Source organism: Acidaminococcales bacterium (assembly GCA_031290885.1).
Taxonomy (GTDB): Bacteria; Bacillota; Negativicutes; order Acidaminococcales; family JAISLQ01; genus JAISLQ01.
In genome coordinates this window covers 14796-28546 of record JAISLQ010000072.1, presented here as the reverse complement: position 1 = coordinate 28546, position 13751 = coordinate 14796, and the positions used below count along the sequence as shown (strand labels likewise).

General features: G+C 55.2%; 8 protein-coding genes. 2 read left to right on the top strand and 6 right to left on the bottom strand.

Translation table 11 applies throughout. The annotated features are described in order from the left end of the window. Positions 1–4: 4 nt before the first annotated feature. The 6 genes from LBO03_08960 to LBO03_08935 form a co-directional block, all read right to left on the bottom strand. The gene (locus LBO03_08960) at positions 5–1258 is read right to left on the bottom strand and encodes a competence/damage-inducible protein A (protein ID MDR3349702.1); all 1254 of its coding nucleotides are present in this window, start codon (positions 1256–1258) and stop codon (positions 5–7) included. Positions 1259–1347: 89 nt separating this feature from the next. After that, positions 1348–2688: a 30S ribosomal protein S12 methylthiotransferase RimO gene (gene rimO, locus LBO03_08955; protein MDR3349701.1), complete on the bottom strand. Its 1341-nt coding sequence runs from the start codon at positions 2686–2688 to the stop codon at positions 1348–1350. 13 nt (positions 2689–2701) lie between these two features. Continuing rightward, positions 2702–4546 (bottom strand): YgiQ family radical SAM protein, encoded by a 1845-nt coding sequence (locus LBO03_08950; GenBank protein MDR3349700.1) that lies wholly within the window; start codon positions 4544–4546, stop codon positions 2702–2704. A 48-nt stretch (positions 4547–4594) separates the two neighbouring features. Beyond that, positions 4595–5476 carry a helix-turn-helix domain-containing protein gene (locus LBO03_08945; GenBank protein MDR3349699.1) on the bottom strand — a complete coding sequence of 294 codons (882 nt, stop codon included), beginning with the start codon at positions 5474–5476 and terminating at the stop codon, positions 4595–4597. Positions 5477–5651: 175 nt separating this feature from the next. Then, complete coding sequence (locus tag LBO03_08940) at positions 5652–8120, bottom strand: DNA translocase FtsK (protein ID MDR3349698.1); 2469 nt, start codon at positions 8118–8120, stop codon at positions 5652–5654. Between the two features lie 54 nt (positions 8121–8174). Next, positions 8175–9836, bottom strand: coding sequence for a ribonuclease J (locus LBO03_08935; protein MDR3349697.1), 1662 nt, complete (start codon positions 9834–9836; stop codon positions 8175–8177). 333 nt (positions 9837–10169) lie between these two features. Between LBO03_08935 and LBO03_08930 the strand changes: the two genes are divergently transcribed. After that, on the top strand, positions 10170–10544 hold the full coding sequence (locus LBO03_08930) for a hypothetical protein (GenBank protein MDR3349696.1): 375 nt from the start codon (positions 10170–10172) through the stop codon (positions 10542–10544). Between the two features lie 273 nt (positions 10545–10817). Further along, entirely contained in the window at positions 10818–13406 is a 2589-nt protein-coding gene (locus LBO03_08925; protein MDR3349695.1) for a hypothetical protein, read from the top strand. Positions 13407–13751: the final 345 nt, after the last annotated feature.

The following is a 13751-nucleotide window of genomic DNA, read 5'->3' as shown; positions in this document are numbered from 1 at the left end:
TTATTCATTTCCTTTCAAAATTATATTTTTTTAATTCAGCCAATACATAAAAAATAGCGGATTTTGCTGTCCTTAATTTTATCTCCAAGCGGCCGCCGCCAAACAAAAATTTCTTCGCGGCGGCAGTCCCCTGAAAAAACACGGACACATACACGGTTCCCACCGGCTTTTCCGCGCTGGCGCCGCCAGGTCCGGCTATGCCCGTTATTCCCACGCCAACGTCGGCGGCAAACAAACGGGCGGCGCCTTCGGCCATCTGCTTGGCCACAATTTCGCTCACCGCGCCTTCTGCGGCTATGGCGCCGCCGTCTACGTCAATTACGCCGGTTTTCGCCTGGTTGCTGTAACTGACTACCGACCCCAGGAAATACCCCGAACTGCCCGGTATGTCCGTCAACATGCTGCTGGCGAGCCCGCCGGTGCAAGATTCGGCCAAAGCGATTGTCAGGCGGCGCTCACTCAGCCATTTGCCCAAAACGGCAGGCAGGCTTTCATCGTTTACGCCGTAAACAGCATCTACCCTTTTGCGCACCTCCCGTTCCATGCCGTCAAGCAGCAGATCGGCCTTAGCGGTATCGGCGGCTTTAGCGGTAAGCCTTACTATCAATTCGCCCTGGCGCGCGTACAAAGCTATCGTCGGGTTGCTCTGGCCCGTTATCAGGTCATGGAGCTTTTCCGCGGCCATAGACTCCCCCATGCCCGCCAGCCGCAGGACACGCGAATAGTTGACGCCCTGCGCCCCATATTTCTCCAGCAATAAAGGCGCGGCCTTGTTTTCAAACATATAAGCCAACTCGCCCGGCGGCCCCGGCAAATTTATTATAACACGCGCACCGTCCGCCGCGAAAATTCCCGGCGCGGTCCCCCGCTCATTGTCAATGACCTCGCAACCTTCGGGAACCATGGCCTGCTTAATGTTGTTGGCGGTCATTTCCATTTGTCGGGCGGCAAATATGCCCCTGATTTTATCCTCAACCCCTTTATTGAGAACAAGTTTTTTTTGCAGCACTTCCGCCGTAACTTCTTTGGTAATATCTCCCGGCGTAGGGCCTAATCCGCCGGTGGTTACAACTATGTCGGCCCGTTCTGCGGCGCGGCTTATGACCTCCTTCATCCTTTCCCAATTGTCGCCGACCGTGGTTTCATAAAGCACGTCAAAGCCCAGCGCGTTTAAGCGTTCAGCCAGATATCGAAAGTTAGCGTTGACTATTTCCCCCAGCAAGAGCTCCGTGCCCGTACTTACGATTTCTACTCGCATAAACAATCCTTTCTATCCAAGACTCTACCCTCCCCGGTCAAAGCCCCCCCGACCTTGCGGCCAATCGGCCCTTGAACATTATCCGTGTTTTAGCCGGGGGCACCGCGAACAACTTCCGCCAAAACGTCATAGGCAAATCCCTGCGTTATTTTTGCCCTGACAAACGTTCCCGGCTGGCATCCGCCGGCTTTTTCCAAATAAACCACCCCGTCTATTTCCGGCGCCTCACGGTAAGAGCGCCCTTCAGCCACCCTTTGTCCGCCGGCTTGCCCGGCGGTTTCCACCAATACAGTCAACTCCCTGCCTTCCGCGCCTTTATTAATTTTTTCGGATATTTCCGCCTGCAAAGACATTAATTCATCATAGCGCCTGCCCATGACCTTCTTCTTCACCTGCGGCATCGCGGCGGCGGCGGTTCCCTCTTCCCGCGAATAAGCAAATATTCCCACTCTGTCAAACCTCTGTTCCAGCAGAAAATCTTTTAATTCGGCGTACTCTGCGGCGGTTTCGCCCGGAAACCCGGCGATAAAAGTCGTCCTTACGGCAATCTCCGGCATTTTCTCGCGCATTTTCGCCAGAATACGCCTTATGTCGCTTTTCCTGTCCTTGCGGTTCATTCTCGCCAGTACCGAATCGCTGGCGTGCTGCAAAGGAATATCAATATATTTACAAATCTTCTTCTCGCCAGCCATAACGTCGAGCAAATCATCGGTAATATGCCGGGGATAGGCGTATAATATCCGTATCCATTCAATTTCCGGCAATTTCGCTATTTCCGAAAGCAGATCCGGCAAAAGCGGCTTGCCATATAAATCTTCGCCATATCTTGTTACGTCCTGCGCAACTACAATTATCTCTTTGACGCCGGCCGCCGCCAAATCCCGGGCTTCCGCCAGTACCGCCTCCATCCGTTTGCTGGCGTAAGGCCCGCGTATGCGCGGGATGACGCAATAGGAACAAGCGTTGTCGCAGCCTTCGGCAATTTTAAGATAAGCCGACACGCCCGGCGCGGTAAGTTTTCTGGGCTGGCGGACGGTAACCGCCGCCGCCGGGTTGAGCAGGACCCTTTCCCCCTTTAAAACCCGCGCGATCACGCCGGCTATGTCTACCCAGCCGTGAGCGCGCGTTATCGCGTCAATTTCCGGCATTTGCGCCCACAGCTCATCGGCGTACCGTTCCCCCAAGCAGCCGGCAACGACAAGGGCGCGGCATTTTCCGGTTTTTTTGCAGGCGGCCATCTGCAAAATCGCTTCAATCGACTCTTCTTTGGCCTGTTCAATAAAACCGCAGGTGTTTACTATTATAACATCGGCCTCGTCCGGGTTGCCTGTAATGCCAAAGCCGCTCTCCTCAAGTATTCCCAGCATATTCTCGGAATCGGCGAGGTTTTTGGGGCAGCCAAGGCTTATCAGCCCTACTTTTACGCGCATTGAGCAAAATACCTCATTTATCCATTATCCGCCGCGATGGCGCTTTCTTTTTTGCCGAAGCCGGTTTTTGCCTCGTTTTCTTTGGCGGCGGACCGATCAAACAATTTTTGCCCGGCCCGGCCAAATCAAGCCGCCCCGTTTTTTCCAAGGCCCGCAAAACCAAAGAGTAATTTTTCGGATTTTTGTACTGCAAAAGCGCCCTCTGCATAGCCTTGTCTATGGCGTCTTTTGCGACATAAAGCTCCTGACCGGTGAATGGATCCGCCTCCGCATAGTACATGGCCGTCGCGCAACTGCCCGGCGTAGGAATGAACTCTTGCACCTGTTTGGGGAATTGTCCCGTATCCCTGATAAATTCGGCCAATTCCACCGCGTGTTCCAAAGTGGCGCCGGGATGCCCGGACATATAATAAGGCACGAGATATTGACGCTTGCCGAGTTCTGTGTTCACCTTTTCGTATTTTTCGGCAAACTGGAGATATTTTTCCCTTCCCGGCTTGCGCATGGCCGCCAAAACCTTTTTGCTGGCATGTTCAGGCGCTATTTTCAACTGCCCGCTGATATGATGCTGACAAAGCTCACGCAAAAAATCCTCGTTTTTATCCGCCAAAAGATAATCGTACCGGACACCGGAACGGATGAATACCTTCCTGACCCCGTCAATTTCCCTCAATTTTCGCAAAAGCGACAGATAATCGCTATGGTCGGCGTCAAGGTTCGCGCATGGCCTCGGGAAAAGGCATTGCCGGTTGAGGCAGCTGCCCTGTTGCATTTGCTTTTTGCAGGCAGCGTGCCGGAAATTGGCGGTCGGCCCTCCCAAATCGTTGATATAGCCTTTGAAGCAAGGCAATTTGGCAATCGCCCGCGCTTCCCGCAAAATAGAGCCGTGGCTCCTTGCCTGAACTATCCGCCCCTGATGGGCGTGGATGGCGCAAAACGCGCAGCCGCCAAAACAGCCGCGATGGCTTACTATGCCGCAAGAAACTTCTTGTATGGCCGGAACGCCGCCGTATATTTCGTAAGAAGGATGACAAGCCCTTCGATAAGGCAGATCGTATATGGCGTCAAGTTCCGCGGCGTTAAGCGGATAAGCCGGCTTTCTTTGCACAACGTAAACGCCGCCGGTTTTCTGCGCCAGCATTTTCCCCCTGATGGGATCCTGCTGCCCGTCCTGCAACCGAAAAGCTTCCGCGAAAGCGGCCTTGTCATTGACAATCGCCTCGTGCGAAGGCAGTTGCACATGGTCGCCGTCAAGCGCCGCAATGTCGCTTTCCACAAAAGCCGTCCCGTCGATATGCCTGATCTGATCCGGCGCCATGCCGCCCGCCAAGCAATCGGCAATAGCGGCGACCTGCCTTTCGCCCATGCCGTAAACCAGAAGGTCCGCCTTGCAATCAATCAGGATCGAACGCCTGATGCTGTCCGACCAGTGATCGTAATGCGTGAACCGCCGCAGGCTGGCTTCTATGCCGCCAACGACCAAAGGGATGTTTTTCCAGATTTGCCTTATCCTGTTGCAATAAACAATAGTTGCCCGATCCGGGCGGCGGTTAGGCTGTCCGCCGGGCGAATAATCGTCTGCGGCGCGCTTTTTTTTGGCCGCCGTGTACTTGTTCAGCATGGAATCAAGGTTGCCCGCCGATACTAGTACCCCCAGGCGCGGCCTGCCCAGACTTTTAAAGTCTTGGACAAAGCGCCAGTCGGGCTGGCAGATCAAGCCGACCTTGTACCCTTCCCTTTCCAATACCCGGCCGATTACCGCAGTAGAAAAAGCCGGATGGTCAACATAAGCATCCCCGCTTACAAAAAGAAAGTCCAACTGCCGCCAGCCTCTTTTTTCCATATCCTCTTTGTCCATAACCAAAAAATCGCGACACATCTTATCCTGACAGCGCCTCTTGCTTTCTTACCTTGCTATGCTGACGGTCAGCTCCGTCACCGGCCCGGTTGCGCCGGGCAAAGCGACCGGCATGCCGTTTACGGACATTTTTATCACGCCGGCATTGCCGAACTTGACGTATAATTCTTCTTTGGCATGCCAATTCATCTTTTGTCCGCCGCTTAAAATTCCCTCGTAAACTTGGGCGCGATCGGCGACCACCATCGCCCAGCAGTTGCCGGCGCTTTCCACGACCGCCGTAATGGCGTCAACTACATTGTCGCCGGGCACAATCGTTATCCTGCCGCTCTCTTCATAAGAAAGGCGCACCGGCACCCTTCGCGGCGGCTCAGCCGGCGGCGGCGCGGCAGGCTGATTATTGGGCGCAGGTCGCGCAACGGGCGGCATGCCGCTGCCGGAAAAAGTCGAAAGGACGTAAGCCACCATGCCGGCGAGCGAGAAAAAAAGCAGCAGCAGCGTCAAAAAAGGCCAAATCCTCTTTTTTTGCGCCGCAACAGGTTTTTTGCTTTGTATTTGTTCCTTGGGCACAAGATACAGCTTTTCCAACTCCGAGCCGTCCCCGTCTTTGTCCGGCGGCGCCTTTTTAGCCGCGCGCGCCTTCTTGGCCGATGGCGCCTCATTTATCGCGGCGGCATCTCCCTGTTTTTGCGAAGAAGCGTCCAATTCCAATTTATACATATTTACAAATTCCGTCTCGTCCAAGCCTAAAGTTATCGCGTAATTGCGCACAAATCCTTTGGCATAGACATTGCCGGGCAAAGCCGAATAATCGCTGCCTTCGATAGCCTGAAGATAGCGCAGCCTTATGCTCGTCGCCGTCTCAATATCGCGCAGCGTAATCCCCTGGCGTTCACGCTCGTCACGAAGTAATTCTCCAACTTTAGGCAACCCTGCCCCTCCTTCTTGTCGCAATTTATACTGTTCTCAGATTAAAACACGGATAGGAGCGCGATAATTTACCGTCCGGCGCGGCGCAAAACGCGGGCTCGCATCGGCGAGGCTTTAGGAAAGCAAGGCGATAAACCGACCGCGAAGGCCTTATGATTTTAACCTTAAAGCCGCATCATTTGTCCGCATCGCCGCCGCAAGCGCCTATGGCTCTTATTGCCTCCTCATGCGTCATCAGCAGGTCCCGCGGTTTGCTGTTGCCCGTAGCCGGGCCGGCTATGCCCATCTCTTCCATAATGTCCACCAGCCGCCCGGCCCTTGCGTAGCCGATGCGCAGACGCCGCTGCAACAAAGAAGCGGACGCCTGTCCTGTCTGCATGACCAAATCCACGGCTTCTTTCAACAGCTCATCCTGCGCGCCCATATTGTCCTGATATCTAAGGGGAGAATCGGCGGCCTTATCGCTGGGCAGGGAAAATTCCGTCACATCGTCGCTGTACTCCACGGGAATAGACTGCTCTTTTATGCAGCTGACAATATTTTCTATTTCCCGGTCGGAAATAAAAGCCCCCTGCAAACGCAAAGGCTTGCCGGCGCCGGACGGGTAATACAGCATGTCCCCCCTGCCCAAAAGCTTCTCCGCGCCGCCGGCGTCCAATATTGTCCGCGAATCAATTTGCGAGGAAACGGCAAAAGCGATGCGCGACGGTATATTGGCCTTGATTATGCCCGTTATGACATCGACCGACGGCCTCTGCGTAGCCAAAATAAGATGCAGCCCGGCAGCCCTGGCCTTCTGGGCCAGACGGCAGATGGCGTTTTCCACGTCGCTGGGCGCCGCCATCATAAGATCGGCCAATTCATCGATTATAACGACAATATAGGGAAGCTTCTCCGCGCTGATATCGTTATAGCCGGAAATTTGGCGCGCGCCGGTTTCGGCAAACAGCCCATAGCGCCTCTCCATTTCCTCGACCGCCCAGCAAAGGGCCGAAGCCGCTTTTTTCGCGTTGGTAACGACCGGCGTCAAAAGGTGCGGTATGCCGTTATAAGTGTTTAGTTCAACCACTTTGGGATCGATCATGATAAATTTCACTTCTGTGGGCGACGCTTTGAACAAAATGCTATTTATGATGGTATTGATGCAAACGCTTTTGCCCGAACCGGTCGAACCTGCCACCAAAAGATGCGGCATTTTCCCGATATCCGCCACAACCGTCCTGCCGGCGATATCCTTGCCCAAAGCCATTGCCAGCCTGGAATGGGCATTTTTGAATTCGCCGGAGGCGACAACGTCATAAAACAGCACTGGATCGGCGGTTGCCCTGGGCACTTCGATGCCCATCACGGATTTGCCCGGCACGGAAGTTTCGATCCTTATCCCGGAAACCGCAAGGCGCAAAGTCAAGTCATCCGTCAAACTCGTAATCCTGCTTACCTTCACCCCGGGCGCGGGCTCCAGCTCGAACCTGGTTACGGAAGGGCCGGTAACGATATTGACAATTTTGGCCGCCACTTTAAAATCGGCCAGCGTCTGTTCCAAAACAGCCGCCTGCTTGTCCGATTCTTCGGCGAAATTTTTCCCGCCCGCGCTTTCCGTGTGTTGCAAAAGGCCAAGGTGCGGAAATTTATAAAAGCTCTCCCCGCCATCCGCCGCAGCAAAAATCCCGTCCGCCGGCGCCGCCTTTTCCCCGCCGCCGGCCGCGTTGATCGTCGGCGCGTCCGCCGGATCGCCCAGATCCAGCGCAAAAACCATAGCGCCGTTTTCCGCTTCGGCAGGGCATTGCGAAATCGGCGCGCTTTGCCCCATTTCCATTTCGGCGCGTTCGGCGCGCCCGTCCGGCGCATCCCGGCCGGCATCCGCCTCAAGGAGCGGCGCCGGGCTTTCCGGGCGCTCCGCCTTATAAATATCGTCCGGCTCGCCGGCTACTTCCGCGCCAACCGTACCGGTCGGCTCCTTCCGTGCGCTTTTGCCTTCCGCTTGGGAAAAAACATCTTTGCTCAAAACATCTTCATAATCGAAAAAAGAATCTTTCCTCGCCCGCTTGCCGGGATTCGTCATCACGGCGGCGGCCGCGCCGACAGTTTTTCCGGTATTTACGGCGACTTTTTTCAAGGACAGCTTAAAAGCCAGTATGGCCAGGCAAAGGGCGGCGGCCACCAGCAAAACCCACGTGCCGGCCAAACCTAGCGCCTTCCTGCACAAAAACAGAACCAAGCCGCTGGCCGCGCCGCCGCCGGAAAGCAAATATTCCGGCATAAGCTCGCTGCCGGCGGGCGCCGCCCAATGATGGAAAATAACCAACAAATCAAGGAAAAAACCGCTGACGGCCAAAGACTCCCGCGTGCATAGCTTGCCCTCGGGCCGCAATATGTGTTTCACGCCGCTGCCAAGGAGCAATGCCGGCAGCAAAAAAGCGCCTCTCCCCAAAGCGTAAGCGAGCGCCTTCGCTATCAAGCCACCCAAAACGCCCAAGCCAACGCCGGCTATGCTGAAAGAACACAGTATGGCCGCGCCGATGGACAATACGCCGTATATCTCATTTTTTAACATTCCTTCGGCTTTTACCTGCCGATTGGACAAACGGATCACCTCTGAATTATCGGAAACCTCTGCCTGTTGATATTCTACCTTAATGGCCAAAAATCCTTTCCGCCAAGCCAAACGCAAAAGAAAAAGACGCTGACGGGCAGTTTTTCAAATTTCCATGATAATCGGCAAAATCATCGGCCGACGGCGCGTTTTCTCATACAAAAACCGTCCCAGCGCATCGCGCACCGCCGACTTTATCGCCGACCACTCGGAAACGCAATTTTCCTTGCAACGGTCAAGCGCCACCTGGACCCTATCTTTCGCCTCGTCCATCAGCTCTTCCGCCTCGCGGATATAAACAAAGCCGCGCGAAACAATGTCCGGCCCCGCTACCACGATCCAATCCTGTTTGTCGATGGTAACCACGACAATCAATATACCGTCCTGTGACAGCTGCCGGCGGTCGCGCAGCACGATATTGCCGACGTCCCCTACGCCAAGCCCGTCCACCAAAACTTTGCCGGCCGTAACCTTGCCCGTAATGGCGCCCTTGTTTTTATTTATTTCGATTATCGAGCCGTTTTCCGCCACGAAAATATTTTCTTTGGGCATGCCAAGTTCCATGGCGATTTTTTTGTGCTGGATAAGATGCCGGTACTCGCCGTGAACGGGAATGAAAAATTGCGGTTTTATAAGATTGTGCATCAGCTTCAATTCTTCCTGGCTGGCGTGCCCGGAAACATGTATGCCGGACGAGCGGTCGTAAATCACGTCCGCGCCCAGCCGGAAAAGCAAATCGACCGTCCTTGACACAAGCTTTTCGTTGCCGGGGATGGGGGTCGCGGAAATTATGACCGTGTCGCTTGGCAATATGCTTATCTTCTTATGATCGGCCATCGCCATCCTGGTAAGGGCGGACATCGGCTCGCCCTGGCTGCCGGTGGTTATTATGACAAGCTGGGAAGCGGGATATTTATTGATATCCTCTATATCGATTAAAGTGCCCTCAGGCATTTTCAGATACCCAAGTTCCATCGCTATGCTGACGACATTCACCATGCTGCGCCCGATTACCGCGACTTTGCGCTTGTATCTGGCGGCGCTGTCGACCGCCTGCTGTATGCGATGCACATTGGAAGAAAAGGTAGCGATGATTATCCTGCTTTGCACGGTACGGAAAACTTCGTCAAACTTTACGCCGACGGTCTTCTCGCTTTGCGTATAGCCCGGCCTCTCGGCGTTCGTGCTGTCGGACATCATTACTAGGACGCCCTTGTCGCCTAATTCCGCGAACCTGGTAAAATCGGTTATCTGCCCGTCCACCGGCGTCTGGTCGATCTTAAAGTCGCCGGTATGGACAATGACGCCGGCCGGCGTGTGGACGGCGACCGCCACGGAATCGGCGATGCTGTGATTGACCCGCAAAAACTCAAGATTAAAGCAGCCCAATCGCAATTTGTGCCCAGCCTCGATAGTCTTCAATTTGGAAGAAGAAACACCGTTTTCTTTCAGCCTGCCCTCCAATATGCCGAGCGTAAGGGGCGTTCCGTACACCGGCACGTCAATCTTTTTGAGCAAATAAGGCAAAGCCCCGATATGGTCCTCATGGCCGTGAGTGAGGACAACGGCTTTGATTTTATCGCTGTTTTCAAAAATGTAAGTCAAATCGGGAATGACCAGATCCACGCCGAGCATATCGTCTTCCGGGAACATCAAGCCGGCGTCGATAATAAGAATATTGTCCTGGAATCTTATTACCGTCATGTTCTTCCCAATTTCCCCCAAGCCGCCCAAGGGAATTATCTGAAGTTTTCCGTTGTCGGACAAAATTACACCTCCGTTTTTAATTTTTTATTTGCCTTTCCTAATTTTGCAAACATAAAATATGCGCCCCATATTCAAAGCATGAAATCAACACAAATTTCCCGGCCCACATCAGCCAGGATACCAAAAAAGTATCTTGTTCGCCGCACAATTTTACACTTGACGGAAAAATACGCCGCTCGCAAACTTCGAAATTAAGTATACTCCGTTTTGCCGGGATTTGCAACAAAATAATTGGCTGGACGCCGTTCGCGCAAATCGTCGGTTTAATTGCCCAAGACCGCAAGCGCTGAAAGGACCGTCCGAGGCCGGATGGCCATTGGGCGAGGGGGCTTTATGGAAAACGTGGCAATTGACGTATTGGCTATGCCATTTTTACTTGACAACGGCGTAATTTGTATGTATTATGGTGAAAATGCCGCTGATAATAGAGTGAATGTAAAACGGCAAAACGAAAACGGCCGGCGGGCGGCAGCAGGTAACAAAATTGTAGAAAATGTTACCTGCTGTCTTTTCCTTTCGCCAGCAAATACGGGCGTTACAGTATTTTTATTTTGCTTGTTTGCGCGGGGCCCCTTTCCCCTTGAAAGAAGCCGGACAGCTTTACAGGCGGCTTGCGAGCGTACGTCAGGTAACATTTTCTACAATTGTGTTACCCGCTGGATTTATCGCCGATTTGGCCATATCCGCAAAGGGTTTGGCCGGCGATGAGCCGTGTGGGTAACAGAATTGGGTGAAGTGTTACCTGCCGTTTTTTTGTTTTCGCGTCAAATGCCGGGTTTCCGGCATTTTTAATTTTGCCTCGGGGCGGGCGGGCATTGCTGCCCACAATGGTCAAGCGGCTTTGCAGGCCAAATTTCGCTCCCAATGCAGGTAACACTTTACCCAATTCCGTTACCTTGGCCGGAACGGCCCTCCTCCCCGCATCCATAACAATAGCAAAATATACAGCAAAAAACGCAAAACAAAGGGAGGACTCATCACATGAGAAAACTTGGCAAAATGCCGCGTAAAATGAAAACCCTCGCGCTGGGGGCGGGAATAGCGTCCCTCTTCCTCGGCGTGCCGCCGGCGCGGGCGGCGGATTACACCTATGACGGCGCCTCATCCGGGCCCGGTTACATTGATCTGGCGCCTGTAACCGGCAGCGAATGGTTTTACACAACGTACAGCAACTACCCCCACCCCGACGGCGCCTTCCCCATCGGCAGCCAAGGCATTTGGAACCCATCGGGCGCATCTGACGGCAACCGGCTGACTATCGACTTCGGCAGCAATACGGCTTTGGCGCCGCACTTCGTCTTCGGCGGTATCACGTCTGATGTCCTTTCCAACGCCGTCCGCGGCAACGAAGTCAACTACATAAGCGGCGACGGCACAGGCGGCATCATCGGCGGCTTCGTCCAGCACGGCATCGCCGAAGGCAACACCGTAAACTACCGGGGCGGAAACATTTCAGGCATCGTAACATACGAGACGCCCGGCGGCGACGATGGCGAAAAGATAGGCATCTTCGGCGGCGCGGTCTCCGAGAGCGGCGGAACTGTCAATGGAAACGTCGTCAATATCGCCCTTGACGATGGCGCCGACTATACCATCGGCGGCAACGTCGCCGGCGGCGCCATGATACTTGCCTCGGGCGACGTCGGCGCCAGCGTCGTCGGCTCCGGCAACGCGGTTGCGATCGTCAATACCGGCGCCGGCCACCTCACCTTTGCCGGCACTGTCGTCGGCGGCTGGTTTAGAAGCACCAGCGGCACATCCCAAGGCAACCGCATCAGCATTGTCAACAAAGGCGGCGGCAGCATTTCTACCGACGGCGATGTCTACGCTAACTATGCCTACGCGGGAACAACTGTCGGCGGTGGCGACGACCGCCGGCCGGATATCTATCTTGAGAATGTCGCGATTGGCAGCCGGGTTGCGGGCGGAGAAATTGATATGAGCGGCACCGCCACCGACCACCGCGTAGTGATAATCGGCGGCCGCGTTGCCTCTATTGTCTACGGCAGCTGGATTGGCTATAACGGCACCGTTACCGGCAACAAAGTAACCATTAAAAACTCGGAGATTGTCGGCAACGTCTACGGCGGCTATGTTGGCAGCAGTGGTGAAGCTTCCAACAACGAAGTACTGATCGACGGCGGCTCGGTGGGGGGAGATATCGCTGGCGGCTACGTAAGAAGCGGCACAGCCAACAACAATACCGTTACCTTGGCCGGCGCCATTGCTTTTGGGGGAGGCTCCTTGCGCGGCTACGAAAGCTCCGGCGGCACTGGCAATGCCCTGCGCCTTTACAGCCTTGACCAAGATGGCGCTTTCGCCACCGTTGAACGCTTCGACACCTATGAATTCAAAGTCATCCGCGGCGACGCCTTCGCCCTTGAAGCCAACACCGTGGACTTTGGCGCTGCCGTGGTCCTTCCGGGCATCGAAATCACCGGCAGCGGCAAGCTAAACGTCGGCGACGAGGTAGGCCTGATTAAAGCAGCGTCCACCTTCTCGGACGCTGGCCAATACGATGGCGGCGTGCCCATGGACGGCAGCCAGGGCATCTTTGTCCTGTACGACTTTAACGTCAAGAAAAGAAGCTCCAACGAGCTGGTCGCCGAGGTTGCCTCCGCCCGCGCCAACCCGAAGGCCAAGGCCGTCTCCGAAGGTTGGCTGGCCGGCCCCGCCTTCCTCAACCAAGGCGCGGACCTGCTCGCCGGCGAAGGCTTCCGGGAAGCCGCCGCCAGGGCCTGGGCGGAAAAAGGCCCGGCCGTCTTCGCCGCCTTAAGCTACAGCGACGTGCGCCACGACACCGGCTCCCACGTCGACGTCAAGGGCCCCTCCCTGGTCGCCGGGCTGTCTTTTGCCAAAGAAACCGGGAGCGGCGCCCACCTCACCTACGGCGCCTTCCTCGAAGCCGGCTGGGGCAGCTATGACAGCTACAACAACTTCGGCGGCGCGGACGAAGCAAGGGGCAACGGCGACACCACCTACCGCGGCCTCGGCTTTTTGGCGCGGCGGGAAAACGCCAAGCGCGGCTCCGGCCGCTTCTACGCCGAAGGCTCCCTGCGCTTAGGGCAGGTCAAGACCAACTTTAATAGCGCCGACCTCAAAATTTCCGGCCAGAACGCCCGCTACGACGCCAAATCCGTCTACTGCGGCCTGCATGTCGGCGCGGGCTGGATAAAGGAACTGAAGGGCGGCGGCTCGCTCGATCTTTACAGCAAAATTCTCTACACGCGCACCGGCAGCGAATCGACGGCCGTGCTGGGCAACGACCCGTTGGAATTTGACGCCGTGAACTCCCTGCGCTGGCGGGCGGGGCTAAGGTACGCCAAGGCGTCAGGGGAAAAGAAAGAATTTTACGCCGGCCTTGCCTACGACCACGAATTTGACGGCAAGGCCAAAGCCGTAGGCAACGGCATGGCGATAGACGCGCCGGGCATGAAAGGCGGCACCGGCATAGGGGAAATCGGGGTGATCTTCAAAGGAAAGAACAGCTTGGTTAACCTCAAAGCGGAAGGCTACGCCGGCAAGCGCAAAGGCGTGGGCTTCGCCGCGCAGTTCAAATGGTTCTTCTGAAGGCGGACAGCCCCCTGCGGCAAAACACAAAGGCGCGGCAATCCCCGCTTTTTGAAAACCAATGACGCCACCGGCCAGCGCGCCGACCGCTTGGCGCACAGAGCGCAAGCAGCCAAACGCGAAATGCGGCCATCGGAACAACCTCCGTCATAAGCTTGCGCTAAACGCGCCGCTTCCTTTGCGGCCAAAAGGCACAGCGCGCCAAACCCGCCCCGCGAGACTGTTTCCAGCCTGGCGGGGCGGGTTTAATGTTCGGGCTTAACGTCCGGTTTTATGCATCGGCTAAATATAGTAATTCAGTCTAATAATTATAAAATCAGGTATAACGCAAAAAATATTGCGATA